Source organism: Streptomyces sp. NPDC107517 (genome assembly GCF_055582645.1).
The window spans coordinates 203,577-229,518 of sequence record NZ_JBVJPM010000010.1; the positions used below are offsets into that span (position 1 = coordinate 203,577).

The following is a 25,942-nucleotide window of genomic DNA, read 5'->3' on the forward strand; positions in this document are numbered from 1 at the left end:
GTCCGTATCTGTGGTCCGTCCGGCGCAACCGCGGAACGCGTCGGACGGACCGAGGCGGACTGAATACGTCGTCTGTGGGCAGCCGGGGACCGGAGTGACAGGCCGGGCCCGGTCCGGCAGATGGCGGCGGGTGGTCCCCATTGGGGTGAGGATCACCCGCCCGGGCCCTTCCCAGCCCGGTGGCAGGGCCCTCCAGGTCCTCCCACCGGGTCTTTCAGGGGCTCTCAGGGGCCCCACCGGGCGCACCCCAGGCCGGTGGGGCCCCGATCTGTGACAGTTATCACCGCCCAGGTGGGATCTGCGATTTAGGGACCCCGGGCGAGCGGCGATAACCTGCGAGACGGACATGCCGCGTACCGGACTCCGTCCTACGCCTCCCCTGTGACAGCGCAGTCACGTTGCCCTTCGCGGCACGCCCACGCAGACAGCTGACCACAAAGCAGCGAGATCGCAGCGAGATCACGGAAAAGGGACGGACGCGCGTGGACCTGTTCGAGTACCAGGCGAGGGACCTCTTCGCCAAGCACGGTGTACCGGTGCTGGCCGGTGAAGTCATCGACACGCCTGAGGCGGCGCGCGAGGCCACCGAGCGACTGGGCGGCAAGTCGGTCGTCAAGGCGCAGGTGAAGGTCGGCGGCCGTGGCAAGGCAGGCGGCGTCAAGCTCGCCGCCACCCCGGACGAGGCCGTCGCCCGCGCGACGGACATCCTCGGCATGGACATCAAGGGCCACACGGTCCACAAGGTGATGATCGCCGAGACCGCTCCGGAGATCCTCGAGGAGTACTACGTCTCGTACCTCCTCGACCGCACCAACCGCACCTTCCTCGCCATGGCGTCCGTCCAGGGCGGCGTCGAGATCGAGGTCGTCGCGGAGGAGAACCCCGACGCCCTCGCGAAGGTGCCGGTCGACGCCAACGAGGGCGTCTCGAAGGAGAAGGCCCGGGAGATCGTCGCCAAGGCGAAGTTCCCGGCCGAGGTCGCCGACCAGGTCGCCGACATCCTCGTCACCCTGTGGGACACCTTCATCAAGGAGGACGCCCTCCTCGTCGAGGTGAACCCGCTCGCCAAGGTCGCCTCCGGCAAGGTCATCGCCCTTGACGGCAAGGTCTCCCTCGACGAGAACGCGGACTTCCGCCAGCCCGAGCACGAGGCGCTCGAGGACAAGGACGCAGCCAACCCGCTCGAGGCTGCTGCCAAGGCCAAGAACCTCAACTACGTCAAGCTCGACGGCGAGGTCGGCATCATCGGTAACGGTGCCGGTCTGGTCATGTCGACCCTGGACGTCGTCGCGTACGCCGGTGAGAACCACGGCAACGTGAAGCCGGCCAACTTCCTCGACATCGGTGGCGGCGCGTCCGCCCAGGTGATGGCGAACGGCCTGGAGATCATCCTCGGCGACCCGGACGTCAAGTCCGTGTTCGTCAACGTCTTCGGCGGCATCACCGCCTGCGACGAGGTCGCCAACGGCATCGTGCAGGCCCTGGCGCTCCTCGCCGACAAGGGCGAAGAGGTCACCAAGCCGCTGGTCGTGCGACTCGACGGCAACAACGCGGAGCTGGGTCGCAAGATCCTCAGCGACGCCAACCACCCGCTCGTCCAGCGTGTGGACACCATGGACGGCGCGGCCGACAAGGCCGCCGAGCTCGCCGCGGCTGCGAAGTAAGGAAGAGGGACTCAGACCACCATGGCTATCTTCCTCACCAAGGACAGCAAGGTCATCGTCCAGGGCATGACCGGTGCCACGGGCATGAAGCACACCAAGCTCATGCTCGGTGACGGCACGAACATCGTCGGCGGCGTGAACCCGCGCAAGGCCGGCACCTCCGTCGACTTCGACGGCACCGAGGTCCCGGTCTTCGGGACGGTCAAGGAGGCCATGGAGGCGACGGGCGCCAACGTGTCCGTCCTCTTCGTGCCGCCGGCCTTCTCCAAGGCTGCCGTCGTCGAGGCGATCGACGCCGAGATCCCCCTCGCGGTCGTCATCACCGAGGGCATCGCCGTCCACGACTCCGCCGCGTTCTGGGCGTACGCGAAGTCGAAGGGCAACAAGACCCGCATCATCGGCCCGAACTGCCCCGGTCTCATCACCCCGGGCCAGTCGAACGCCGGCATCATCCCGGGCGACATCACGAAGCCGGGCCGCATCGGCCTGGTCTCGAAGTCCGGCACGCTGACGTACCAGATGATGTACGAGCTCCGTGACCTCGGCTTCTCGTCCGCCGTCGGCATCGGTGGCGACCCGGTCATCGGTACGACGCACATCGACGCCCTCGAGGCGTTCGAGGCCGACCCCGACACCGACCTGATCGTCATGATCGGTGAGATCGGCGGCGACGCCGAGGAGCGTGCGGCGGACTACATCGCCAAGCACGTCACCAAGCCGGTCGTCGGCTACGTCGCGGGCTTCACCGCCCCCGAGGGCAAGACGATGGGCCACGCGGGCGCGATCGTGTCCGGCTCTTCTGGCACCGCACAGGCCAAGAAGGAGGCCCTCGAGGCCGCCGGCGTGAAGGTCGGCAAGACGCCGACCGAGACGGCCAAGCTGGCGCGCGAGCTGCTCTCGTAGTTCCGCCACCACCTGCCTGACATCAGTGGGCCCGCACCCTTTCGGGGGTGCGGGCCCACTGTCGTTGCGTCTGTACGGGAACCCTGTACGGGAACCCTGTACGGGAACCCTGTACGGGAACCCTGTACGGGAACCCTGTACGGGAATCCTGTGCGGGAACCACGTGAGGGGACCGCGTCCGGGAGCCGGTCCGGGAAGCCCGTAGGGGCTCAGTCGGCCGCGGGGGCGAGGCGGTGGGGGCCGTTCTGCGTCGACTTGTGCAGCTTGTCGCGCAGCTTCTTGTCCGCCTTCGTGAGAGGTCCCGGCCCCGTCCGCGGCGGCACTCCGGTGATCACGGAGCCGGGGGCGGGGATCGGTTCGTAACGGGTCGGCGCGGTGCGCAGCGTGAGGGCCGTCGCACCGACGATCAGGACGGTGAAGGTGATGGCCGAGCGGGTCCAGAAGCGCGTCCGGCGCTCGCCCTCCGCGCGGACCTGGGCCGACTTGGGGGCCTGGAGCTTCTCGGCGCCCGCGAGTTCGGTCAGGTGCCGGTGGAGCTGGTCGGGCACGGCGAGGGCCGGCAGCTGCTCGGCCACGGCCTCCCGCGCGTGGAGCAGCCGATTCGCCGCAGCGAGCGTGGTGGCCTCCGTCTCGGCGGCGGTCTCGGGCAGATCGAGCCCGATCCCGTCGTAGAGCAGGAGGGTGCGGCGGTACGAGGTCGGCAGGCTCAGGAGTACGTCGAGCAGCGCGCGGTGGCCGGCGTCGGCCGGCGGCGCCTCGGGGTGCCGGTGGCTCGGGCGCAGCCGGTGCCAGGGCGACATGGCGTACTCGTAGGCGGCGGCCCTGACCCAGCCGACGGGATCGCGGTCCACGGCGACCTCGGGCCAGCGTTGCCAGGCGAACTGGAAGGCGCGCTCCACGGACTCCCTGGCGAGGGTGCGACGGCCGGTGAGGAGGTAGGCCTGGCGGACCAGGCCGGGGGCCGCGTGGGTGTACAGCCGGTCGAAGGCCTCGGTGGCGTCCTTCGGGGACTGGGCCGGGCCCGGGCTCCCGCCCGCGTCTGCTGTGGCCGCGGGCCGCCCCCACTGTCCGCCGCGTTCCTGGCCCCGGTCGAGCGGGGCGGAGTCCCAGCGTCCGACGGAGCGTCTGGTCCGGGCGGGGGCCGTGGTGGCGGTGGCTGCTGCCTTGGCGGTGACCGTCGCCTTGGCCGCGGGCGCTTGTCTCTCCGCCTCGATGTCCGCCAGGAACGTCACGTACGCCTCTCCCTTGCGGCCTCTCGGGGTGGTTCGGCCGGATTCCCAGGAGCGGACCGTTTCGCGGGTGACGCCCACTTGGGTGGCGACCTGAGCCTGAGTCAGGGACTTCGACTCGCGGAGTCTGCGCCGCTCGTCGGGGGTCGGCAGCGGGGAGGCGGGGCTCTGCGTCATAGGGGACTCCACACACCCTTTCGCGTGAATAAGTACATAAACGCATCTTGCGCGACACATCCGGTCTTCGCCTGTTACGCGACTAAAGCGTGTGTCGTTGGGAGCATGGCCGCGTGACCCAAATGACCGACCGTGGCCTGTCGTTGCCGCTCCTGCTCTCCCGCGTGCGTGACCGCTCCCCGGGGCCCGCCGCCTGCCTGCTCGGCGGGGTCGTCGCGGCCGGCCTCGGACTCGGCTCGTCCGCCGTGCTCGTCATGGTGCTGTGGATCAGCTCGCCCTACCCGGACAGCGGTCCCGGCGGGGCCCTGCACGCCGCCGCCGCGCTGTGGCTGCTCGCGCACGGCGCCGAGGTCGTCAGGACGGACACGCTCTCGGGGACCCCGGCGCCGATCGGCGTCTCGCCACTGCTCCTTCTGGTGATTCCGGTGTGGCTGGTGCACCGCGCGGCGCGCGACGCGGTGGAGGGCGCCGACGACGGGGAAGCGCCGCAGACGGCCTGGCGGACCGCGTGGTGCGGGGTCGTGACGGGGTATCTGCTGGTGGGCGGCGGCGCAGCGTTCTACGCGTCGGGCGGTGAGCTGCGGCCGTCCTGGCCGAGCGTCACCGCGCATCTGACGGTCGTCGCCGTTGCCGCCGCGGGCGCCGGTGTCTGGACGGCCCACGGCCGTCCGCGCATCCCGTGGCCCGCGCTCCTGCGCCATCGTCGCGACGCCGTCCAGGACGGCGAGCGCGAGGTGCTCGGACGACGTCTGCTGCCGGTCGCCGCGCGGGCCGCGGCCGCCGGGGCGCTCACGCTCGTGGCGGGCGGCGCGCTGGTCGTGGCGGCGTCGACGGTGTGGCACGGCGAGGCGGTGCGGCATTCGTTCGAGCAGCTCACGGACGTGTGGTCGGGACGGGCCGCGGTGCTGCTGCTGGCCGCCGCGCTGGTGCCGAACGCGGCGGTGTGGGGCGCCGCGTACGCGCTCGGTCCCGGCTTCGCGCTCGGCGGGGGGAGCGTGGCCGGTCCGCTCGGGGTGTCGTCGGGGCCGCTGCTGCCCGCCTTCCCGCTGCTCGCGGCGGTGCCGGAGTCGGGCCCCGGGTCGACGCTCGGCTGGTCGGCGGGGGCGGTGCCGGTCGCGGCCGGGCTGACGATGGCGTGGTTCGTGGCGGGGGCGGCGGCGCCCCGGCACGGGGAGCGGGACGAGGCGTGGTCGCGAGGGCGTACGGCGATGGCGGCGGGCGTCGCGGCGGTGCTGTGCGGGCTGGCCTTCGCGGGGCTCGCGGCGGCGGCCGGTGGTCCGATGGGCGTCGCGGGGCTCGCGGAGTTCGGGCCCGTGGGGTGGCTGACCGGGCTCGCGGCGGCGGGGTGGACGGCGCTGGTGGGGGTGCCGGTGACGGTGGGGCTGCGGGCGTGGCGGGTCAGAGTGCCGCGCGATGAGCGGGTCGGCCAAACGGGCGCGGAACGGGCCGGGAAACCGTCTGTGGAGCGGGCCGGGAAATCGGCTGAGGAGCGAGCCGAGGCGCGGGCCGAGGAGCGAGCCGAGGCGCAGGCGCGGGCCGGGGAATCCCTCGAGGAGCGGGCCCCGTCGTGGTGGAGGCGCCCCCGGATCCCGTCGCCGAGGAACTGGCTGCCGCGACGGCGCCGGGAGGGGGCGGCGCAGGCCGGGCAGGCCCCGTCGGGCGACGCCGCGCTCGAGCCGTACGACTTCTTCCCCGTGGACCCGTTCTCCGCCGACCCCTTCTCCGTGGACCCCTTCCCGGGCGGGCCCGTCCGGGTGGGCGACGCCTGGCCGGGCGAGTCCACTAGGGAAGCGCGCTGGGCAGCGCTCAAGGAGGCGTCCGACGCGAGCAGGGACACGGAACCGGAGGCGGGCGCGAACAGGGCCCCGGGCGCGCCTCCCGAAGAGCCCCGCCCGCCGGACACTCCCTAGTCGCGCGTGCCGAGCAGAGTGCGCAGTTCCTTCGGGAGCTTTTCGTTGCACGCCTTCTGGGACGCGCTGGTCAGCGCGTCGTTCACGCACGTGTAGTAGTCGCTGTAGACCAGCTGGGCCGTGAACGTGGCGGCGACCAGGGCCAGGGCGAGGGAGCCGGTGACCAGGCCGCTCACGGCCGCCGTGGTCTGCGGTCTCGAACCGGCCGCGGGGCCGGTGGGCGCCGGGTCGTCCGGGTTCGGCGTGCGGGGCTTGGCGCGCAGGGCGGTGATGCCCCAGTACAGGGCGAGCGCGCCGAGCAGCAGAGCCACGTAAGGCCAGCTGAACAGGGCGAAGAAGAAGCCCCACATGCCGGAGAGCAGTGCGTAGCGAGCGCGGCGCTGGGCCGGGTCCGTCGGGTCCCAGCGCATGCCGGAACCGGGCCCCTGAGGGCCTTCGGGGCCGCCCTGACCGCCAGGGCCGCCGCCCTGGCCGGGACGGTCGCCGAAGCGGCCGCCCTGGGAGCGGCCCGGCTGCCGGTCGCTCCACTGACCGCCCCACGGGTTCCGGTCCCCGCCCGACCCGTCGCCCTGGCCGTCCTGACCGCCCTCGGGGCGGCGCGGCTGCCACGGGCGGTCGGGCGAGCCCTCCGGCGGCGGCGCGAACGGGTTGTCGTCCTGGGAGGGCTTGGACGACTTGGACGGCTTGGAAAGCTTGGACGGCTTGGAGGAATCGGCGGAGTCGGGCGGTGTGTCCTGGGGCGGAGGAGGCGTGGGACGGCCTTCGCGCAACAGGGTCGAGCCGGCGGGCAGCAGCGGCAGGCGGAGGCTTCGGTCCGGCATCAGGTGTGCGTCTTCCCCTAGATCGATCGTGGCGCGGCTGCGGGCGAGCCCGTTCTGAAGTGAACGTCCCGCAAGCGGGCGGCGTTCCTTCGGTGGCGAATCCGCCACAGACGCTACCTTCCGGCCGCGCCCCCGTCCCGTGGGGGCCGCTCCATGTGCCGGTATCGTTGCTGACGGTCGACCGCTTCGTAGAGTTCCCCGTATCGGGAACCACGAAGCCTTTGTGCGACCCTACAAACGCACTCCCGAGAAAGGCCCTCGCTGTGGCCAAGCGGCTCGTCGTGCTGGTCTCCGGATCAGGCACGAATCTGCAGGCTCTGCTCGACGCCCTCGCGGCCGAGGGCGCGGAGGGTTACGGCGCCGAGATCGTGGCCGTCGGCGCCGACCGTGACTCCATCGCCGGGCTCGAGCGCGCCGAGCGCGCCGGGCTGCCCACCTTCGTCTGCCGGGTGAAGGACTTCGCCACCCGCGAGGAGTGGGACCGGGCGCTCACCGAGGCCACGGCGGCGTACGAGCCGGACCTCGTGGTCTCGGCCGGGTTCATGAAGATCGTGGGCAAGGAGTTCCTCGCCCGGTTCGGCGGGCGGTTCGTGAACACGCATCCCGCCCTGCTCCCCAGTTTTCCCGGAGCCCACGGTGTCCGCGACGCGCTCGCGTACGGCGCCAAGGTCACCGGATGCACCGTCCACTTCGTCGACGACGGCGTCGACACCGGCCCGATCATCGCCCAGGGCGTGGTCGAGGTCCGGGACGAGGACGACGCGAGCGCTCTGCACGAGCGCATCAAGGAAGTCGAGCGCAGGCTGCTCGTCGATGTCGTGGGGCGTCTGGCCCGCAACGGCTATCGCATTGAGGGACGAAAGGTAGTTATCCAGTGACCGCCGAGAGCAACAAGCGGCCCATTCGCCGGGCGCTCGTCAGCGTCTACGACAAGACCGGTCTGGAAGACCTCGCGCGCGGGCTGCACGAGGCGGGTGTGGAGCTGGTGTCGACCGGCTCGACCGCTGCGAAGATCGCCGCCGCCGGGGTGCCCGTCACCAAGGTCGAGGAGCTCACGGGCTTCCCCGAGTGCCTCGACGGGCGCGTCAAGACTCTGCACCCGAAGATCCACGCGGGCATCCTCGCCGACCTGCGCCTGGAGGACCACCGGCGCCAGCTCGACGAGCTCGGCGTGGAGCCCTTCCAGCTCGTCGTCGTGAACCTGTACCCCTTCAAGGAGACCGTCGCCTCGGGCGCCACTCCCGACGAGTGCGTCGAGCAGATCGACATCGGTGGCCCCTCGATGGTGCGCGCCGCAGCCAAGAACCACCCGTCGGTGGCCGTCGTCACCAGCCCCGCCCGGTACGCCGACGTCCTCTCGGCCGTTCGCGCCGGCGGCTTCGACCTGACCGCCCGCAAGCGCCTCGCCGGCGAGGCCTTCCAGCACACGGCGGCGTACGACGTCGCGGTCGCGTCCTGGTTCGCCGACGGCTACGCGGCCGCCGACGACAGCGGTCTCCCCGAGTTCCTCGGCGCGGCGTACGGGCGCAAGAACGTCCTGCGCTACGGCGAGAACCCGCACCAGGCCGCCGCCCTCTACGTCGACGGCACCGGTGGTCTCGCGGAGGCCGAGCAGCTGCACGGCAAGGAGATGTCGTACAACAACTACACGGACACGGACGCCGCGCGCCGTGCCGCGTACGACCACGACGACCCGTGCGTCGCGATCATCAAGCACGCCAACCCGTGCGGCATCGCGGTCGCGTCGAGCGTCGCCGAGGCGCACCGCAAGGCGCACGCCTGTGACCCGATGTCCGCGTTCGGCGGCGTCATCGCCGTCAACCGGCCGGTGACGAAGGAGATGGCCGAGCAGGTCGCGGAGATCTTCACCGAGGTCATCGTCGCGCCCGAGTACGAGGACGGCGCGCTCGAGGCCCTCACCAAGAAGAAGAACATCCGCGTGCTGCGCGCCCACCAGGGCCCGTCGGCGACCGTCGAGACGAAGCAGATCGACGGCGGCGCGCTCCTCCAGGTCACCGACCGTGTCCAGGCCGACGGCGACAACCCGGCGAGCTGGACCCTCGCGACGGGTGACGCGCTGTCCCCGGGCGAGCTCGACGAGCTGGCGTTCGCCTGGAAGGCGTGCCGCGCGGTGAAGAGCAACGCGATTCTGCTGGCCAAGGACGGCGCCTCGGTCGGCGTCGGCATGGGCCAGGTCAACCGCGTCGACTCCTGCAAGCTGGCCGTGGAGCGCGCGGGCGCGGAGCGGGCACGTGGCTCCTTCGCCGCGTCGGACGCGTTCTTCCCGTTCCCGGACGGGCCGCAGATCCTGATCGACGCCGGTGTGAAGGCGATCGTCCAGCCCGGCGGCTCCATCCGTGACGAGCAGGTCATCGAGGCCGCGAAGAAGGCGGGCGTGACGATGTACCTCACCGGCACGCGCCACTTCTTCCACTGAGCGGACCCCTCGCACACGGCCGCGGGCCGTGCCTTCCTCTGGGAAGGCACGGCCCGCGGCCGTTCCCCGTGGCGCTCCGGCTGTCAGCCCTGCGGAGCCCGGCCGACCCGTAGGCCGTCGACATCCAGCGCACGCTGCCGTCACCGCGAAGGGCCGCGCTCCCCTTGTGACGGGAGAGAGCGGCCCTTACGGGTCTTACGGGTCTTACGGGTGCAGGGTGGGAAACCCCCGCTTCGACGTGAACTCGATCAGTAGCGCGGGCGGTTGAACCAGGTGGACGCGGCGCTGTTCACCATGGAGCCGAGGATGATGCCGGCGATGGCGAGCGAGATGAGTCCGCCGAAGGTCGCCGAGCCGCCGCCACCGTTGATGGTGTTGACGAGACCACCGATGATCATCAGCGACGCGTAGACGATCGTCGTGATGCGGATGCCGCTTCCGCCGTTCTTGAACTTGACGCCCAGGAAGATCGACAGGGCGCCGAGGGCCACCATGAGGGCCGCGATGAGGAAGCCGAGCCCGGCCAGCGTGTCCGTGGCGTCACCGGACCCGACGCCGTTGGACACGTCCTGGGCCGCGCCGATCGCGATGCCCGCGATGATGCCGAAGAGGAGCTGGAAGCCGGCGAGGATGAACAGGAGCACGCGCGCGGTCTTCATCAGGCCGGGCATCTCCATCGGCATGGCATTGCCGCCGGGGAAGCCGGGGTACGCGGGCTGGCCCTGCGGGTAGCCGTAGCCGGGCTGCTGCGGGGGCGGGCCCTGCGGGTACCCGTAGCCGGGCTGGCCCTGGGGAGCCTGGGGCGGGTAGCCGGGCTGCTGACCCTGCGGCGGACCGTAGGGGTTGTTCGGGTCGCCGAAACTCATGGCTTTTTCCTCCGTTGCCTAGTGCGGGGACAACGCGCGGCACCAAGCGGAGGAAAGTTCTGAACAGAGCGGTCGTCCCCCCGGTACTGCCCGCGGCACTGTTGCCGCTCATGGTTCTTTAGGTGCGGCTTATTTGTCCAGCCGCATTCCGTATGCGTTGTGGAAGTGCAACAACGGTGATCAAGCTGGGACGCCCGGATTGGAACCGGGGCGGTCCCATCCGCGAAGATGGGGGCATGACCGCCCAGATTCTCGATGGCAAGGCCACCGCAGCCACGATCAAGTCCGATCTGTCCGCCCGCGTGGCGGCCCTGAGGGAGAAGGGCGTCACGCCCGGCCTCGGCACCGTCCTGGTCGGTGAGGACCCGGGCAGCCAGAAGTACGTCGCGGGCAAGCACCGGGACTGCGCCCAGGTCGGCATCGCCTCCATCCAGCGCCACCTGCCGGCCACCGCCACGCAGGAGGAGATCGAGGAGGTCGTCCGCGAGCTCAACGAGGACCCCGCCTGCACCGGCTACATCGTCCAGCTCCCGCTGCCCAAGGGCATCGACGAGAACCGCATCCTGGAGCTGATGGACCCGGCCAAGGACGCGGACGGCCTGCACCCGATGAACCTCGGCCGCCTGGTCCTGAACGAGCCGGCGCCGCTGCCCTGCACGCCCTTCGGCATCATCACGCTCCTGCGCGAGCACGGCGTGGAGATCAACGGCGCGGAGGTCGTGGTCGTCGGCCGCGGCGTCACCATCGGCCGCCCGATGCCGCTGCTGCTCACCCGCAAGTCCGAGAACGCGACGGTCACCCAGTGCCACACCGGCACCCGTGACCTGGCCGCCCACCTCAAGCGCGCCGACATCGTCGTGGCCGCCGCGGGCGTCCCGCACCTGATCAAGCCCGAGGACATCAAGCCGGGCGCCGCCGTGCTCGACGTCGGTGTCTCGCGCGACGAGAACGGCAAGATCGTCGGCGATGTGCACCCGGGCGTCACCGAGGTCGCCGGGTGGATCTCCCCGAACCCGGGTGGCGTCGGGCCCATGACCCGTGCCCAGCTCCTCGTGAACGTCGTCGAGGCCGCCGAACGGAACGCGAACGGTGTCGGCTGACGCCGGCACCGGCACCCCGGAAGGCGCCGAGGGTGCGGTGACGGCTCCGGGCGCCGAAGGGGAGCCGCGGCGCGCCTCGCGCCGGTTCCCGCTCTTCACCAGGGACACCGCGCGCCCCGAGGGCGGCGGCCGCGCGGCGCCGGGTGACGCCCCGGCCCCGGCGCGCCAGTGGCCGATCCTCGCGGTGATCTCGCTGGTGGGCGTCGGACTGCTGCTCACCGCGTTCGACGCGTTCCGCGTCGGGACGCTGCTCATCGGCGTCGCCCTGATCGGCGGTGCGGTGCTGCGCTGGACGCTCCCGTCCGTGGGCATGCTCGCGGTGCGCTCCCGGTTCACCGACATGGTGACGTACGGGTTCCTGGGTGTCGTCATCGTGCTGCTCGCGCTGATGGTGCAGCCGAACCCCTGGCTGGTCATCCCGTTCCTGAACGACACGCTGCACTTCACGATCAGCTGACGCCCGCAGCGTGCGCGCAAAGGCGGCGCCCGTCCTCTCCCCCGAGGGAGGACGGGCGCCGCCGTTCTTCGGGGCCGGGGTCCTTCCGAGGAGATCTCCCTGCCGTGGTCATCAGGGTCATGGACGCGTCAGGTGGGCTTCAAGGCCGAGCGGGCCGCTGTGGCACGGAAGTGACCATTCCGCCACGGTGTGCGAGGACGGCAACGATCGGTCTGCCGGGCGCTTCCCGTAATGCGTCATTCCTCCTGTGCCGAAGTGTGTTGATGTGTCGACAAGTTCGCGGATGTACCGTCAGCTGCCTCAACAGCGGGGCTAACGTGGGCAATCGGGACGGTCCGGGGCGACCCAGGCGCTGAGCTGGGGCGTTCGGGTTCCGCGAGGGGGTGGGGAAGCCCGGTGGGACACTGGACCGTGGGCCTCCGGTCGTGCAACGGTGCGCGCCGGTGGGCCGAACGCCGTCGAACGCCCCCGTGCGCCCCCACCTTCGGAACTGACATCCTGGCTTCGCGCATCCCACTGGGTAGCCAGAGTGGGCCGGTGAAGCCAAGGCCGGCCGAGGGCGGCGCGAGGGGTGCGGTGCGGCGCGGGGGATCAGGGCACGTACGGGGGGAATAGGGGGGAAGCAATGCCTCGTTGGAGGGCGCTACCGGATGAACTCGACCCGCAGGTCAGGGAGTTCGCAAGCCAGCTCCGCAGGCTCGTCGACCGCAGCGGTCTGAGCATCGCCGCGGTCGCGGACCGCACCGGGTACAGCAAGACGTCCTGGGAGCGGTATCTGAACGGCCGGCTGCTCGCGCCGAAGCGCGCGATCGTGACCCTGGCCGAGGTGACGGGCACCAATCCGGTCCATCTGACCACCATGTGGGAGCTCGCGGAGCGCGCCTGGAGCCGCTCCGAGATGCGTCACGACATGACGATGGAGGCGATACGGATCTCCCAGGCGCGCGCGGCGCTCGGGGAGTTCGGGCCGACGGCCACGAAGAACGGCAGCGGGGGCGCGGGCGGCGGCAGCAGGACGGCGGCCAGGCCGTCCGGCGGCGGCGCGACCGGCGTCGCGGGGCCCGCGGGCGTCGCGCCGACCGTGCCGCCACAGGGGCAGGCTCCCCTGGCGGACTCGGTGCCGTACGGGAGTGAGAGGGGCCAGGGATTCCGTCCGGGGGAGCGCGCCGGGGACAGCGGTCCGTACGCGAGCGGGGCGGGGGCCTACGCGGGCGGGGGTGGCGGACCGGCCGGGCAGCCGGGGACGGGCGGCGGTTCGCCGGACCGGCAGCGGCGCAAGCGCCGGCTGACGATGTTCCTCGCGGGCCTCGTGGGCGTGCTCGTCGTCATCGCCGCGGCCGTGTACCTCACGGACGCGGGCAAGGGCGGCAAGGACGACGACGCGAAGCCGGAGGCCACGCCGACCAGCAGCGCCCCCGAACTGCCCGCGGGAGTTCAGTGCAGCGGCAAGGACTGCACCGGCAAGGACCCCGAGGCGATGGGCTGCGGCGGCGAGTTCGCGCGGACCACGGACTCGGTGCTCGTCGGCCAGGCCAGGATCGAGGTCCGCTACAGCAAGACGTGCGGGGCCGCGTGGGCGCGCATCACGCAGGCGGCGCCGGGTGACGAGGTCCGGATCCAGCAGGCCGGCACCACCGGTGTGCAGAAGGGCACGGTCGACGCGGACTTCGACGCGTACACCCCGATGGTGGCCGTCACGAAGGCGAGCGAGGCGAAGGCCTGCGCGACGCTGAAGGCGGGCCGGCAGGGCTGCACCCAGTAGGGACGGGCGCAGCGCAGGACCGTGGGCGGAGGTGCCGCGGAATTCATTGCGCGACGGGGGCATGCCTGCCCCGGACCGGGGCAGGCGGAGCAGTACCCCCACGGGAGCAGTCACCAAGTGGCGCCCCCCACAGGCGGCCGTCTGCCCACCTCTCCCGAGCAGGCGGCCGCCTGCCGTTGCGTCACCTCTCGCTCCGCGTCACCTGTTCCGGTCGAGGGGAGCGAGTGTTCTGTGGGGCGGGCCACATGCACCCGGAGGTGCGGGGGGTCCCGGGCGCGATAGCCTGACGGGCGGATCTCTTGATGCCGAGAGATCGATCAAAAAAAGCCCTGCTGTCATACGGAGAACGCCATGACCCGCACTCCCGTGAACGTCACCGTCACCGGCGCAGCCGGCCAGATCGGCTACGCACTGCTCTTCCGCATCGCCTCCGGCCAGCTGCTCGGCGCGGACGTGCCGGTCAACCTGCGCCTCCTGGAGATCACCCCGGCGCTCAAGGCCGCCGAGGGCACCGCCATGGAGCTCGACGACTGCGCCTTCCCGCTGCTGCAGAACATCGAGATCTCGGACGACCCGAACGTCGCGTTCGACGGCGCCAACGTCGCCCTCCTCGTCGGCGCCCGCCCTCGCACCAAGGGCATGGAGCGCGGCGACCTGCTCTCCGCCAACGGCGGCATCTTCAAGCCGCAGGGCAAGGCGATCAACGACAACGCCGCGGACGACATCAAGGTCCTCGTCGTCGGCAACCCGGCCAACACGAACGCGCTCATCGCGCAGGCCGCCGCCCCGGACGTACCGGCCGACCGCTTCACGGCCATGACGCGTCTGGACCACAACCGCGCGCTCACGCAGCTCGCGAAGAAGACCGGCACGACGGTCGCGGACATCAAGCGCCTCACCATCTGGGGCAACCACTCCGCCACCCAGTACCCGGACATCTTCCAGGCGTCCGTCGCGGGCAAGCCGGCCATCGAGGCCATCGGCGGCGACGAGCAGTGGCTGGCCGACAGCTTCATCCCGACCGTCGCCAAGCGCGGCGCCGCGATCATCGAGGCCCGTGGCGCGTCCTCGGCCGCCTCGGCCGCGAACGCCGCGATCGACCACGTTCACACGTGGGTCAACGGCACCGCCGAGGGCGACTGGACCTCCATGGGTATCCCGTCGGACGGCTCCTACGGCGTCCCGGAGGGCCTGATCTCCTCCTTCCCCGTCACCACCAAGGACGGCAAGTACGAGATCGTCCAGGGTCTGGACATCAACGAGTTCTCCCGCGCCCGCATCGACGCGTCGGTGAAGGAGCTCGAGGAGGAGCGCGCCGCGGTCCGCGAGCTCGGCCTCATCTGATCCACGCGTCCCGCAGGCGCCCGTAGTCACCTGCCACGCGGCTTCACCCGCGCCCCCGTCCGTCCGGTCGATCCGGACAGGCGGGGGCGCGGTGTTTGTGCGGGGCTTGTCTGTACAGAGCATGTTTGCATGGGGCATGTACCCCGAGTAGCGAGGCCGGTGGTGATATTTCGGGCTTACTCACCCTGTATGCCGTGACGCGGACCACTTTCGGCCACGGGTTGTGCATGCTTTCCGATCCCAGGGGCAGGGGGTTCCGACGTCGCAGGCTCTCCGTGAAAAGGGAGTTCCGCGATGTTCAGGGGGACTGTTCGGGAACGGAAGGCAAAACGGGACGTGTCTGAAAACCAGAGCATTTTTGTGGACGGAGAGTGGCGCAGTGCCGCTTCCGGGGCCACGCGCGAGATTCTCGACCCGGCGGATGCCCAGCCGTTCGCACTGATCGCCGAGGGTGGCACGCAGGACGCGGACGCCGCGGTGGCCGCCGCGCGCCGCGCCTTCGACGAGGGACCCTGGCCGGCGACGCCCGTCGCCGAGCGCGCCGCGCTGCTGCGCCGCGTCGCCGATCTTCTCGTACGCGACCGGGAGAAGATCGGTCTGCTCGAGAGCCGCGACGCGGGCAAGACCGTCGAGGAGGGGCGCGTCGACGTCGACTGTGTCGCCGACGCCTTCCGGTACTTCGCCGATCTGGTCGTCTCAGAGGGCGGCGGACGCGTCGTCGACGCCGGGTCCGACGAGATCCACAGCGTCGTCGTGCACGAGCCCGTCGGCGTCTGCTCCCTGATCACCCCGTGGAACTACCCGCTTCTCCAGGCCAGTTGGAAGGTCGCCCCGGCCCTCGCCGCCGGAAACACCTTCGTCATCAAGCCCAGTGAGATCACGCCTCTGACGACCGTGGTCCTCATCGAGCTCCTGGCGGAGGCCGGCCTTCCCGCGGGCGTCGCGAACATCGTGACCGGGCCGGGCCACACCGTGGGCGCCCGGCTCGCCGAGCACCCGGACGTCGACCTCGTCTCCTTCACCGGCGGCCTGATCAGCGGTACGAAGGTCGCGCAGGCCGCGGCCGCCGACGTGAAGAAGATCGCCCTCGAACTGGGCGGCAAGAACCCGAACGTCGTCTTCGCCGACTCCTGCGAGACCGAGGAAGGCTTCGACACCGCCGTCGACCAGGCGCTGAACGCCGCGTTCATCCACAGCGGACAGGTCTGCTCCGCCGGTGCCCGGCTCATCGTCGAGGAGTCGGTGCGCGAGCGCTTCGTCGCCGAACTCGCCCGCCGCGCCGAGAGGATCAGGCTCGGCCGCGGCACCGAGGACGGCGTCGAGTGCGGCCCCCTCGTCTCCGCGCAGCAGCGCGACAAGACCGAGTCGTACGTGGCGTCGGCCCTCGCCGAGGGCGCAGTCCTGCGCAGCGGCGGCAAGCGGCCCGAGCCCAGCGACGTACGGCCCGCCGACGGGTACTTCTACGAGCCCACCGTCCTCGACCAGTGCCACCGCGAGATGCGCGTCGTCCGCGAGGAGGTCTTCGGACCTGTCCTGACGGTCGAGACGTTCCGCACCGAGGACGAGGCCGTCGCGCTCGCCAACGACACCGAGTACGGGCTCGCGGGCGCCGTCTGGACCGCCGACGCGGGCCGCGCGCGGCGCGTCGCGGGACGCCTTCGCCACGGCACGATCTGGATCAACGACTTCCACCCCTACCTCCCGCAGGCGGAGTGGGGCGGCTTCGGCAAGAGCGGGATCGGCCGCGAGCTGGGCCCCGCGGGGCTCGCCGAGTACCGCGAGACCAAGCACGTCTACCAGAACCTGGCGCCGAAGCCCGTGCGCTGGTTCGCGGGCTGACCACCCGCCCCTCGCACCGGGCTGACCACCCGTTTCTTCCGCGCTGGGCCGGCCGACCGCACTTCGCACTGCCCATTACGCGCAGAACCTTGGAGTTGACGTATGCCTGAGAAGTCCGTGAACACGTACGACTACGTCGTCGTCGGCGGCGGCACCGCCGGGTCCGTCATAGCGTCCCGGCTGACCCAGAACCTCGACGTCACCGTCGCCGTCATCGAGGGCGGCCCGAGCGACATCGACCGCGACGACGTCCTGACCCTGCGCCGCTGGCTCGGCCTCCTCGGCGGCGACCTCGACTACGGCTACACCACCACCGAGCAGCCGCGCGGCAACTCGCACATCCTGCACAGCCGCGCCAAGGTGCTCGGCGGCTGCTCGTCGCACAACACGCTCATCTCGTTCAAGCCGCTGCCCGGCGACTGGGACGAGTGGGCGGCGGCGGGCGCCGAGGGCTGGGACCACAAGGCGATGGACCCGTACTTCGGCAAGCTGCGCAACAACATCGTGGCGGTCGACGAGAAGGACCGGAACGCGATCGCCCGCGACTTCGTCGACGCCGCGCAGGCCGCCACGGGCGTGCCGCGCGTGGACGGCTTCAACAAGGCGCCGTTCAAGGACGGCGTCGGCTTCTTCGACCTCGCGTACCACCCGGAGAACAACAAGCGCTCCAGCGCCTCCGTCGCCTATCTGCACCCGCACATGGAGGCCGGTGACCGGCCCAACCTGACGCTCCTCCTGGAGACCTGGGCGTACCGGCTGGAGATGGACGGCACGCGGGCGCGCGGTGTCCACGTACGGACGAAGGACGGCGAGGAGCTGCTCGTCGAGGCGCGGCACGAGGTCGTCGTGTGCGCCGGCGCGGTCGACACGCCCCGGCTGCTCATGCACTCCGGCATCGGGCCGAAGGCCGACCTGGAGAAGCTCGGGATTCCGGTCCTGCACGACCTGCCGGGCGTCGGCGAGAACCTGCTCGACCACCCCGAGTCCGTGATCGTGTGGGAGACGGACGGGCCGATCCCCGACAACTCCGCGATGGACAGCGACGCGGGCCTCTTCGTGCAGCGTGATCCGGAGGCGAGCGGGCCGGACCTGATGTTCCACTTCTACCAGATCCCGTTCACCGACAACCCGGAGCGCCTCGGCTACGTCAGGCCGGAGCACGGGGTGTCGATGACGCCGAACATCCCCAAGCCGCGCAGCCGCGGGCGCCTCTACCTGACCAGCGCGGACCCGGCTGAGAAGCCCGCCCTCGACTTCCGCTACTTCACGGACGAGGACGACTACGACGGCCGCACGCTGGTCGACGGAATCAGGATCGCGCGGGAGATCGCGAAGACCGAGCCGCTCGCCGGCTGGCTCAAGCGCGAGGTGTGCCCGGGGCCTGACGTCGTGGGCGACGAGGAGCTCGGCGAGTACGCGCGCAAGGTCGCGCACACCGTCTACCACCCCGCGGGGACCTGTCGCATGGGTGCGAAGAATGATGAACTCGCCGTGGTGGACCCGGAGTTGAGGATTCGGGGCCTGGAAGCGATCCGCATTGCCGATGCGTCCGTCTTCCCGACGATGCCGGCGGTGAACCCGATGATCGGGGTGCTCATGGTCGGGGAGAAGTGTGCCGAGCTGCTGGGTGGTGATGCGTGATGAGTACGAACACGATGTCGAACGCTGAGGTGGCGGACGCGCAGGCGGGATCGCCGGTGTTCTCCGTGAACAACCTGTGGAAGGTCTTCGGGCCGAAGGCCGACCGGGTGCCGGGCGACGCGGAGCTGGCCGGCCTGAGCGCCGCCGAGCTGCGCGCCCGCACCGGGTGCACCGCCGCCGTGCGCGACGTCAGCTTCGATGTGCGCAAGGGCGAGGTCTTCGTCGTCATGGGCCTCTCCGGCTCCGGCAAGTCCACCCTCGTACGCTGCCTGACCCGGCTCATCGAGCCGACCTCCGGCGGCATATCCATCGACGGCGAGGACGTCCTCGGCATGGACAAGGGGCGCCTGCGCGAACTGCGCCGGCACCGCGCCGCCATGGTCTTCCAGCACTTCGGGCTCCTTCCGCACCGCACCGTGCTCGACAACGTCGCGTACGGCCTGGAGATCCAGGGCGTGGGCCGCGCCGAGCGGCGCGCCAGGGCGGCGGAGGTCGTCGCGAAGGTCGGCCTCGACGGCCTTGAGCAGCGGCGGCCCGGGCAGCTGTCCGGCGGTCAGCAGCAGCGTGTCGGGCTCGCGCGCGCCCTCGCGGCCGATCCCGAAGTGCTGCTGTTCGACGAGCCGTTCAGCGCCCTCGACCCGCTGATCCGCCGCGACATGCAGGAGGAGGTCATCCGGCTCCACCGCGAGGAGGGCCGGACCATGGTCTTCATCACGCACGACCTCAACGAGGCGCTGCGGCTCGGCGACCGGATCGCGCTGATGCGCGACGGCCGGATCGTGCAGCTGGGCACGCCCGAGGAGATCGTGGGTTCGCCCGCCGACGACTACGTACGCGAGTTCGTGCGGGACGTGCCGCGCGAGCAGGTCATGACCGTGCGCCGCGCGATGCGGCCCGCCGACGCCGACGAGCAGGATCGCGGCCCCGCCATCGCGCCCGGCGCGACCGTGTCGGAGGCGATCGAGGCGGTCGCCAGGACCGGTTTCGCGGTGCGGGTCATGGACGAGGGGCGGTGCCTGGGGGTCGTGGACCATGCGCGGCTGCTGGGTGTGGTGGCGGGGACGGAGACGGGGGGCCGCGAAGACGAAGGGGTGGCCGGGGCTGACTCGGGCGGCGCCTCCGGTGCCGGTTCCGATGCGGCCGTGGCCGACGCGCCCGCGCCCGTCACGCCGCCGGGCGAGGGGGTCGCCTGATGGCTGCAGCCAGTACCACCACCGCCCCCACGGCGGACACCCCGCGCTTCGGCGCGCTGGTGCGCAACCGTGCCCTCGGCAAGCTCCTCCTGCTCGCCGTCGTCGCGGCCGTCCTCGTACCGATCGTGAACGCCAGGTGGGCGAGCGGCAGTTGGCCGCACGCGCTCACCGTCGACCTGACCGGACCACTGGGCAGGACCAGTGACTGGATCATCGACAACCGGGACAGCCACCCGCTGTTCCTTTACTTCTTCGGCCACATCAGCAACGCCGTCGTCCTGAGCGTGCGCGGCGCGTACCTGGTGCTCCTCGCGGCCGGCTGGGCCGGCGTCACCGCCGCGGCCGGGCTCATCGCCTGGCGCGTCGCGGGCCTGAAGCTCGCGGTGGCCGCCGTCGCAGCCCTCCTCGTGTGCGGCGCGTTCGGCATGTGGGTGCCGACCATGCAGACCCTCGCGCTGATGATCGTTGCGGTTCTCGCCTCGGTAGCGCTCGGCATGGTCCTCGGACTCGCGGCCGGACTCTCCGACCGCACGTACCGTGCGCTGCGGCCCGTCCTCGACACGATGCAGGTCTTTCCCGCGTACGCGTATCTGCTGCCGGTCGTTCTCGTGTTCGGCATCGGTGTGCCCGCGGCCGTCCTCGCGACCGTCGTCTACGCCGCCCCGCCGATGGCCCGTCTGACGGCGCTCGGCCTGCGCGGCGCCGACAGCGGCGTGATGGAGGCCGTCGCCTCGCTCGGCGCGACCGCGCGGCAGCGGCTCCTGACGGCCCGGATCCCGCTCGCCCGCAAGCAACTCCTCCTCGGGCTCAACCAGACGATCATGATGGCGCTCTCGATGGCCGTCATCGCGTCGGTGATCGGCGCGGGAGGCCTCGGCGACCGCGTGTACCAGGCACTGGCCTCCGTGGACGTCGGCGCGGCCCTCGCGGCCGGCATCCCGATCGTGCTGCTCGCCGTGATCCTGGACCGTACGACGGCCGCGGCGGGAGCGCGCCTCGGCGCCGCCGAACCCGACGGCCGCCGCCTGCACGGCCTGTACGGCTGGGTCGTCGCCGCCGTTCTCACGGTGGCCGTCGCCCTCGTGGCCCGCCTCGCGGACCGGATCGACTGGCCCGACACCTGGACCGTGAACATCGCGGACCCGGTCAACAACGTCGTCGACTGGATGACCGACCACCTCTACTCCGGTGTCCCCTACATCGGCGGAACCGCCGACTGGGCCGGGCACTTCACCACCTGGGTCCTCGACCCGGTCCGCGACGGGCTGCAGTGGCTGCCCTGGTGGTCCGTGCTCCTCATCGTCGCCGCGCTGGCCTGGCTGATCGGCACCTGGCGCACCGCCGTGACGGCCGTGCTCGCCATGGCCGCCATCGGCGTCCTCGGTGTGTGGAAGCCCTCCCTCGACACGCTGTCGCAGGTGCTCGCGGCCGTCGCCGTGACGCTCGTCGTCGGCTTCGCGGTCGGGATCGCGGCCGCACGCAGCGAGCGGCTCGAACGCGTGCTCAGGCCCGTGCTCGACGTCTTCCAGACGATGCCGCAGTTCGTGTATCTGATCCCGGTGGTCGCGCTGTTCGGCGTCGGCCGCGCCCCCGCGGTCGCCGCCGCCGTCGTCTACGCGCTGCCGGCCGTCGTCCGCATCACCACGCAGGGACTGCGCCAGGTCGACGGAGCCGCCATGGAGTCGGCCCGGTCGATGGGCGCGACGAGCGGGCAGCAACTGCGCCAGGTCCAGCTGCCGCTGGCCCGGCCCGCGCTGCTCCTGGCCGTGAACCAGGGTGTCGTCCTCGTCCTCGCCGTCGTGATCATCGGCGGTCTGGTGGGTGGTGGCGCGCTCGGCTACGAGGTCGTGTTCGGTCTCGCCCAGGGCGACCTGGCGACCGGGCTCGTCGCGGGCGCGGCGATCGTGTGTCTCGGCCTCATGCTCGACCGGGTCACCCAGCCGACCGAACGCCGCGCGAAGAAGGGAGCGTGACCGCGATGCGAACACTTCGATCTTTCCGCCCGGTGCGGGCACGCAGGACGACCACGTTGCGCCCCGTGCGGGCACGCAGGACGACCGTGGGGCTCGCGGCCGCGGGCACCCTCCTGGTGGCGACCGGTTGCGGCGCCGCCGACATGACCAAGCAGTCCTCCCCGTACGCCAACGCCCAGGGCGCGAAGACGGTGACCCTGTCGGTCCAGTCCTGGGTCGGCGCGCAGGCCAACATCGCGGTGGCCCAGTACCTGCTCGAGCACGAGCTCGGCTACCGCGTCGACACCGTCCAGGTCGACGAGGTCCCCGCGTGGGACGCGCTCAGCCAGGGCCGCGTCGACGCGATCATGGAGGACTGGGGCCACCCCGACCAGGAGCAGCGGTACGTCAAGGACAAGAAGACGATCGTGAACGGCGGCGACCTCGGCGTCACCGGACACATCGGCTGGTTCGTCCCCACGTACTTCGCCAAGCAGCACCCGGACGTCACCGACTGGAAGAACCTCAACAAGTACGCGTCCCAGCTGCGCACCGCCGAGAGCGGCGGCAAGGGCCAGCTCCTCGACGGCTCTCCGTCGTACGTCACCAACGACAAGGCGCTGGTCAACAACCTGAAGCTGAAGTACCAGGTCGTGTTCTCCGGTTCCGAGGCGGCTCAGATCACCCAGATCAAGCAGTTCGCCAAGGCCAAGAAGCCGTTCCTGACGTACTGGTACCAGCCGCAGTGGCTGTTCAAGAAGGTGCCGATGACGGAGGTGAAGCTGCCCGCGTACAAGGAGGGCTGCGACGCCGACCCGAAGAAGGTGGCCTGCGCCTATCCGAAGACGCCGCTGCAGAAGTACCTCAACGCGGACTTCTCGAAGAGCGGCGGCAAGGCGGCGGCCTTCCTGAAGAACTTCAAGTGGACGACCGAGGACCAGAACGAGGTCTCTCTGCTCATCGCCGATCAGAAGCTGTCGCCGGACGAGGCGGCGAAGAAGTGGATCGACGAGCACGAGTCGACTTGGCGGTCCTGGCTCCCGAAGTAGCCGTCGGGCCCCTACCCCGCGCGCGTGCCGGGTGCCTCTCCTGACGGGGGCACCCGGCACGTCTGTGCGCGGCCTGCCACGGACGGGGGCGTGGGAGTGGGCGGGGGCGGCACGTCACCACTGCGGTCCGCCGGGCGCGATCCGGCGGCTCACCATGAGCCGGTTCCGGCTGATGATGCCGGTGATCACGCCGAGAAGACGGGCGAGCCCGGCTTCACCGAGCCCCTTCTTCGCGGCGGCGCCGAGCGCGATCACCGCGTCGCGCACACCCGTGTCCGAGTGGGTCGTACGGACTGTTACTTGAAGTCGCCCGCGGTGTAGTGCCCCGGCGCCATCCGCGTCGACACACCGAACCGGTTCCACGCGTTGATCACCGTGATCGCGGCGATCAGCTGCGTCAGCTCCTTCTCGTCGTACAGCTTCGCCGCCTTCTCGTACGTCTCGTCCGGCACGAACCCGTCGGTGAGCACGGTGATCGCCTCGGTCAGCTCGATCGCCGCGATCTCCCTGGGCGTGTAGAAGTGCTGCGACTCCTCCCACGCGGCCAGCTGGATGATCCGCTCGACGCTCTCGCCCGCGGCGAGCGCGTCCTTGGAGTGCATGTCGAGGCAGAACGCGCAGTGGTTGAGCTGCGAAGCACGGATCTTGACCAGCTCCAGCGTCACCGGGTCGACGCCCTTACGGGCCTCCGCGTCGAGCCGGATCATGGCCTTGTAGACCTCCGGTGCGTGCTTGGCCCAGGCCAGCCGGGGCGCGTGCTCGTGGACGTACTCCTTGGTGGTCCGGCCGGCGTCGGCGTCCGGGCCGGTGCTGTCGGTGGTGTTCTCGTTCGTCGTCATGACATTGACCCTACGAGCGGAGTAGCCCACGGGTATGGTCCATTTCCATGGTGGAATCCTGGGCCACTTCGCCCTCCGGTCAAGCGCTCGGTATCGATCTGCACGTCGAGCCGACCGGCTCCGGCCTGCGCAAAGGCCTGACCGACGCACTCCGTGACGCCGTACGCGGCGGACGCCTCGCCCCAGGTGTCCGCCTCCCTTCGTCCCGCACCCTCGCCGCCGATCTGGGCATCGCCCGCAACACGGTCGCCGACGCCTATGCCGACCTCGTCGCCGAGGGCTGGCTCACCGCGCGCCAGGGTTCGGGGACGCGCGTCGCCGAGCGGCCGGTCGAGGCGCCCCGGCCGGCCTCGCCCCGGGGCCGACGCGCTCCTGCCGGACTCCGCCACGACCTGCACCCCGGCACCCCCGACCTCTCCTCGTTCCCGCGCGCCGAATGGCTCAAGGCCTCGCGTCGCGCCCTCAACGCCGCCCCGAACGAAGCCCTCGGCTACGGCGATGCCCGCGGCCGCATCGAACTGCGCACCGCCCTTGCCGGCTACCTCGCCCGCGCCCGCGGCGTCCACGCCGACCCGGACCGCATCGTGATCTGCTCCGGCTTCATCCACGGCCTGATGCTGCTCGGCGAGGTGCTGCGCAACAGGGGTGTACGCGATGTGGCCGTGGAGACATACGGGCTCGACATCCACTGGGACGTCCTGGCGCGGTCAGGCCTGCGCACCCACCCCCTCACCCTAGATCAACTCGGCACCTGCACAGACGAGTTGGCGACCGGCGAACCGGACGTGGGTGCCGCCCTCCTGACCCCCGCCCATCAGTTCCCGGTGGGCGGGGCCCTGCACCCCGACCGCCGGACCGCCGTCGTCGACTGGGCCCGCCGCACCGGCGGACTGATCCTGGAGGACGACTACGACGGCGAGTTCCGCTACGACCGCCAGCCCGTCGGCGCCCTCCAGGGGCTCGACCCCGACCGCGTCGTCTACTTCGGCACGGCCAGCAAATCCCTCGCACCGGGCCTGCGCCTCGGCTGGCTGGTGCTGCCGCCCTCCGTCATGGGGGAGGTGATCGAGGCGAAGGGCGTCGCCGACTGGTCATGCGGTGTCCTCGACCAGCTGACCCTCGCGGAGTTCATCGACTCGGGCGCTTACGACCGCCATGTCCGCGGCGCCCGCCTGCGCTACCGCCGCCGCCGCGATCAACTCGTCGCCGCCCTCGCCGAGCGCGCCCCCGACGTCCGCGCCACCGGAATCGCCGCCGGACTGCACGCGGTCCTCCAACTCCCGCCCGGCACCGAACAGTCCGTGGTCCGCGCGGCCGCCTGGCAGCGCCTCGGAGTGGCCGGCCTCTCCAGCTTCCGCCACGAAGCGGCCCCCGCCGAACCACCCCTGGACGCCCTGGTGGTCGGCTACGGAACCCCACCGGACCACGCCTGGACCAGCGCGCTCGAGGCGTTGTGCCGGGTGCTGCCTTAGGGGCGACATCGGGCGGTGGGCTTCCCGGGGCGCGCGGCCCGGGTTCGGGTCGGGTGGCCTGGGTTCGGGGCGGGCGGCCTTGGGGGGGCAGGGCGGTGTCAGCGCAGGTCGGTTCGGGTCGGGTGGCCTGGTGGGTGGGGCTGGGGCGGCTCGGGATCGGGTCGGGTGGCCTCGGGGGTGGGGCTGGGTCGGCTCGGGTTCGGGTCGGGTGGTCTGGGGGGCGGGGCGAGGGCGGTTCGGGATCGGTTCGGGTCGGGGCAGAACGAACCGGTTCGCGTCGGGCGGCCAGGGGGGGCGGGGTCAGCGCAGGTCGGGTCGGGTGGGGTTCAGGTCAGACCGGGCCGGTGCGGACGCGTCCGCCACCGGCGCCTCCCCGAAGCGCGCCAGCGCCAAAGCCCCGGTCACGGCCACCACGAACCCGAGAGCCGCCAGCCAGGCCAGCCCCTCGCGCGTGCGATCCCCGAGCCAGATCACCCCGACGAGCGCCGGCCCCACCGTCTCGCCCACGACCATCCCCGCAGTGGCCGTGGTCACCGACCCTTTCTGCAACGCCGAGGTCAGCAACAGAAACGCCGCACCACCACCGAGCAGCAGCGCATACGTCGCCGGATTGCTCAGCAACGCGCCGGGCGACACGTCGTCGATGAGCCGCACCGACACCTCCACCACCCCGAACCCGAAGCCCGAACCGAGCCCCAGTGCGAGCGCCCGCCCTCTCCCCGGAAGCCGCCCCGCCACCGCCCCGATCAACAACACGCCCAGCGCTGTCCCCAGCATCGCGTACCGCAACGCGTCCGAACCGGCCTTGTCGCCCTCCGTCCCCGACGCCAGCCCCAACATGGCAAGCCCCGCCACCACGACTCCGACGGCGCCCCACTCGACACCACTCAACCGCACATCCAGCAGCCGAGAGGCAACCACTGCCGTCACCGCCAGACTCGCGGCGAGCGCCGCGCCGACGGCATAGATCGGAATGGACCGCAGCGCCACGACCTGCAACACGAACCCGAGAAGGTCGAGTCCCAACCCGGCGACATAACGCCACTGCCGCAGCGCCCGCAGCAACAATGCGGCGTCGACGCCTGACCCCGATCCCGGCTCCGCGGCCCGCGCGGCCATCGCCTGGAACACGGAAGCCGTACCGAAACAGACTGCAGCCCCGAGCGCGCAAACCATTCCAAGAAGCACAAAGCGACTGTAGAGGGTGCCCTACGCCAGTCGGCCCGCGGGCGGCCCACCCTCCCGGGGCGCCGCCGTGAACGGCCGGACCGAGAGCCGGCAGCCCTT

Annotated in this window: 21 protein-coding genes; 15 read left to right on the forward strand and 6 right to left on the reverse strand. The window is 71.4% G+C overall.

Annotated elements, in window-relative coordinates; all coding sequences use genetic code 11:
* Positions 1 to 482 precede the first annotated feature (482 nt).
* Together sucC and sucD are read left to right on the forward strand one after the other, a co-directional pair.
* Entirely contained in the window at positions 483 to 1,664 is a 1,182-nt protein-coding gene (gene sucC, locus ACZ67T_RS23790; protein ID WP_469986644.1) for an ADP-forming succinate--CoA ligase subunit beta, read from the forward strand.
* Positions 1,665 to 1,685: 21 nt separating this feature from the next.
* Entirely contained in the window at positions 1,686 to 2,567 is an 882-nt protein-coding gene (gene sucD / locus ACZ67T_RS23795) for a succinate--CoA ligase subunit alpha (protein ID WP_366120304.1), read from the forward strand.
* A gap of 209 nt (positions 2,568 to 2,776) precedes the next feature.
* Here sucD and ACZ67T_RS23800 read toward each other — a convergent pair whose 3' ends face one another.
* The gene (locus tag ACZ67T_RS23800; RefSeq protein ID WP_469986645.1) at positions 2,777 to 3,973 is read right to left on the reverse strand and encodes a helix-turn-helix domain-containing protein; all 1,197 of its coding nucleotides are present in this window, start codon (positions 3,971 to 3,973) and stop codon (positions 2,777 to 2,779) included.
* Positions 3,974 to 4,095: 122 nt separating this feature from the next.
* Here ACZ67T_RS23800 and ACZ67T_RS23805 point away from each other — a divergent pair, with 122 nt between their 5' ends.
* A complete protein-coding gene (locus tag ACZ67T_RS23805) occupies positions 4,096 to 5,883 on the forward strand; it encodes a cell division protein PerM (RefSeq protein WP_469986805.1) in 1,788 nt (595 codons plus the stop codon).
* On the opposite strand, the gene ACZ67T_RS23810 is transcribed toward ACZ67T_RS23805, so the two are convergent.
* Complete coding sequence (locus tag ACZ67T_RS23810; RefSeq protein ID WP_469986646.1) at positions 5,880 to 6,704, reverse strand: hypothetical protein; 825 nt, start codon at positions 6,702 to 6,704, stop codon at positions 5,880 to 5,882. The two genes, ACZ67T_RS23805 and ACZ67T_RS23810, sit on opposite strands and share 4 nt — an antisense overlap.
* A 263-nt stretch (positions 6,705 to 6,967) precedes the next feature.
* Here ACZ67T_RS23810 and purN point away from each other — a divergent pair, with 263 nt between their 5' ends.
* A complete protein-coding gene (purN, locus tag ACZ67T_RS23815; RefSeq protein WP_469986648.1) occupies positions 6,968 to 7,582 on the forward strand; it encodes a phosphoribosylglycinamide formyltransferase in 615 nt (204 codons plus the stop codon).
* Positions 7,579 to 9,141 (forward strand): bifunctional phosphoribosylaminoimidazolecarboxamide formyltransferase/IMP cyclohydrolase, encoded by a 1,563-nt coding sequence (gene purH, locus ACZ67T_RS23820; RefSeq protein WP_469986649.1) that lies wholly within the window; start codon positions 7,579 to 7,581, stop codon positions 9,139 to 9,141. The genes purN and purH overlap by 4 nt, the downstream gene beginning before the upstream one ends.
* Before the next feature lie 248 nt (positions 9,142 to 9,389).
* Here purH and ACZ67T_RS23825 read toward each other — a convergent pair whose 3' ends face one another.
* Entirely contained in the window at positions 9,390 to 10,007 is a 618-nt protein-coding gene (locus ACZ67T_RS23825) for a hypothetical protein (protein ID WP_469986651.1), read from the reverse strand.
* A gap of 236 nt (positions 10,008 to 10,243) precedes the next feature.
* Here ACZ67T_RS23825 and ACZ67T_RS23830 point away from each other — a divergent pair, with 236 nt between their 5' ends.
* From ACZ67T_RS23830 to ACZ67T_RS23870, 9 genes are all read left to right on the forward strand, one after another.
* On the forward strand, positions 10,244 to 11,107 hold the full coding sequence (locus ACZ67T_RS23830) for a bifunctional methylenetetrahydrofolate dehydrogenase/methenyltetrahydrofolate cyclohydrolase (protein ID WP_469986653.1): 864 nt from the start codon (positions 10,244 to 10,246) through the stop codon (positions 11,105 to 11,107).
* A 37-nt stretch (positions 11,108 to 11,144) separates the two neighbouring features.
* Positions 11,145 to 11,564, forward strand: a complete 420-nt coding sequence (locus ACZ67T_RS23835; RefSeq protein WP_469986807.1) for a DUF3017 domain-containing protein — start codon at positions 11,145 to 11,147, stop codon at positions 11,562 to 11,564.
* A gap of 625 nt (positions 11,565 to 12,189) precedes the next feature.
* The gene (locus ACZ67T_RS23840; protein ID WP_469986654.1) at positions 12,190 to 13,326 is read left to right on the forward strand and encodes an XRE family transcriptional regulator; all 1,137 of its coding nucleotides are present in this window, start codon (positions 12,190 to 12,192) and stop codon (positions 13,324 to 13,326) included.
* Positions 13,327 to 13,677: 351 nt separating this feature from the next.
* Entirely contained in the window at positions 13,678 to 14,670 is a 993-nt protein-coding gene (locus tag ACZ67T_RS23845; protein ID WP_469986656.1) for a malate dehydrogenase, read from the forward strand.
* A gap of 294 nt (positions 14,671 to 14,964) precedes the next feature.
* Positions 14,965 to 16,509, forward strand: a complete 1,545-nt coding sequence (locus tag ACZ67T_RS23850) for an aldehyde dehydrogenase family protein (RefSeq protein ID WP_469986657.1) — start codon at positions 14,965 to 14,967, stop codon at positions 16,507 to 16,509.
* Between the two features lie 102 nt (positions 16,510 to 16,611).
* Positions 16,612 to 18,150, forward strand: coding sequence for a GMC family oxidoreductase (locus ACZ67T_RS23855; protein ID WP_469986659.1), 1,539 nt, complete (start codon positions 16,612 to 16,614; stop codon positions 18,148 to 18,150).
* Complete coding sequence (locus tag ACZ67T_RS23860; RefSeq protein ID WP_469986661.1) at positions 18,150 to 19,343, forward strand: quaternary amine ABC transporter ATP-binding protein; 1,194 nt, start codon at positions 18,150 to 18,152, stop codon at positions 19,341 to 19,343. Before ACZ67T_RS23855 ends, ACZ67T_RS23860 begins: the two co-directional genes overlap by 1 nt.
* Positions 19,343 to 21,316, forward strand: coding sequence for an ABC transporter permease (locus tag ACZ67T_RS23865; RefSeq protein ID WP_469986662.1), 1,974 nt, complete (start codon positions 19,343 to 19,345; stop codon positions 21,314 to 21,316). The genes ACZ67T_RS23860 and ACZ67T_RS23865 overlap by 1 nt, the downstream gene beginning before the upstream one ends.
* Positions 21,317 to 21,459: 143 nt before the next feature.
* Positions 21,460 to 22,344 carry an ABC transporter substrate-binding protein gene (locus ACZ67T_RS23870; protein WP_469986809.1) on the forward strand — a complete coding sequence of 295 codons (885 nt, stop codon included), beginning with the start codon at positions 21,460 to 21,462 and terminating at the stop codon, positions 22,342 to 22,344.
* Positions 22,345 to 22,458: 114 nt separating this feature from the next.
* Here ACZ67T_RS23870 and ACZ67T_RS23875 read toward each other — a convergent pair whose 3' ends face one another.
* On the reverse strand, positions 22,459 to 22,611 hold the full coding sequence (locus ACZ67T_RS23875) for a hypothetical protein (protein ID WP_469986664.1): 153 nt from the start codon (positions 22,609 to 22,611) through the stop codon (positions 22,459 to 22,461).
* 29 nt (positions 22,612 to 22,640) lie between these two features.
* Positions 22,641 to 23,183: a carboxymuconolactone decarboxylase family protein gene (locus ACZ67T_RS23880; RefSeq protein ID WP_469986666.1), complete on the reverse strand. Its 543-nt coding sequence runs from the start codon at positions 23,181 to 23,183 to the stop codon at positions 22,641 to 22,643.
* A 47-nt stretch (positions 23,184 to 23,230) separates the two neighbouring features.
* On the opposite strand from ACZ67T_RS23880, the gene pdxR reads away from it, so the two are divergent.
* The gene (gene pdxR / locus ACZ67T_RS23885) at positions 23,231 to 24,655 is read left to right on the forward strand and encodes a MocR-like pyridoxine biosynthesis transcription factor PdxR (protein WP_469986667.1); all 1,425 of its coding nucleotides are present in this window, start codon (positions 23,231 to 23,233) and stop codon (positions 24,653 to 24,655) included.
* Between the two features lie 300 nt (positions 24,656 to 24,955).
* Here pdxR and ACZ67T_RS23890 read toward each other — a convergent pair whose 3' ends face one another.
* Positions 24,956 to 25,831, reverse strand: coding sequence for a DMT family protein (locus ACZ67T_RS23890; RefSeq protein WP_469986810.1), 876 nt, complete (start codon positions 25,829 to 25,831; stop codon positions 24,956 to 24,958).
* Positions 25,832 to 25,942 lie beyond the last annotated feature (111 nt).

Excerpts from the sequence above, each read along its gene's own strand:
- ACZ67T_RS23890 (WP_469986810.1), bottom strand. The coding sequence starts at position 25,831 with ATGGTTTGCGCGCTCGGGGCTGCAGTCTGTTTCGGTACGGCTTCCGTG.
- ACZ67T_RS23850 (WP_469986657.1), top strand. The coding sequence starts at position 14,965 with ATGTTCAGGGGGACTGTTCGGGAACGGAAGGCAAAACGGGACGTGTCT.
- ACZ67T_RS23810 (WP_469986646.1), bottom strand. The coding sequence starts at position 6,704 with ATGCCGGACCGAAGCCTCCGCCTGCCGCTGCTGCCCGCCGGCTCGACC.
- ACZ67T_RS23860 (WP_469986661.1), top strand. The coding sequence starts at position 18,150 with ATGAGTACGAACACGATGTCGAACGCTGAGGTGGCGGACGCGCAGGCG.
- ACZ67T_RS23830 (WP_469986653.1), top strand. The coding sequence starts at position 10,244 with ATGACCGCCCAGATTCTCGATGGCAAGGCCACCGCAGCCACGATCAAG.
- ACZ67T_RS23805 (WP_469986805.1), top strand. The coding sequence starts at position 4,096 with ATGACCGACCGTGGCCTGTCGTTGCCGCTCCTGCTCTCCCGCGTGCGT.
- ACZ67T_RS23870 (WP_469986809.1), top strand. The coding sequence starts at position 21,460 with ATGACCAAGCAGTCCTCCCCGTACGCCAACGCCCAGGGCGCGAAGACG.
- ACZ67T_RS23825 (WP_469986651.1), bottom strand. The coding sequence starts at position 10,007 with ATGAGTTTCGGCGACCCGAACAACCCCTACGGTCCGCCGCAGGGTCAG.
- ACZ67T_RS23845 (WP_469986656.1), top strand. The coding sequence starts at position 13,678 with ATGACCCGCACTCCCGTGAACGTCACCGTCACCGGCGCAGCCGGCCAG.
- ACZ67T_RS23865 (WP_469986662.1), top strand. The coding sequence starts at position 19,343 with ATGGCTGCAGCCAGTACCACCACCGCCCCCACGGCGGACACCCCGCGC.
- ACZ67T_RS23840 (WP_469986654.1), top strand. The coding sequence starts at position 12,190 with ATGCCTCGTTGGAGGGCGCTACCGGATGAACTCGACCCGCAGGTCAGG.
- ACZ67T_RS23855 (WP_469986659.1), top strand. The coding sequence starts at position 16,612 with ATGCCTGAGAAGTCCGTGAACACGTACGACTACGTCGTCGTCGGCGGC.
- ACZ67T_RS23800 (WP_469986645.1), bottom strand. The coding sequence starts at position 3,973 with ATGACGCAGAGCCCCGCCTCCCCGCTGCCGACCCCCGACGAGCGGCGC.
- sucD (WP_366120304.1), top strand. The coding sequence starts at position 1,686 with ATGGCTATCTTCCTCACCAAGGACAGCAAGGTCATCGTCCAGGGCATG.
- ACZ67T_RS23880 (WP_469986666.1), bottom strand. The coding sequence starts at position 23,183 with ATGACGACGAACGAGAACACCACCGACAGCACCGGCCCGGACGCCGAC.
- pdxR (WP_469986667.1), top strand. The coding sequence starts at position 23,231 with ATGGTGGAATCCTGGGCCACTTCGCCCTCCGGTCAAGCGCTCGGTATC.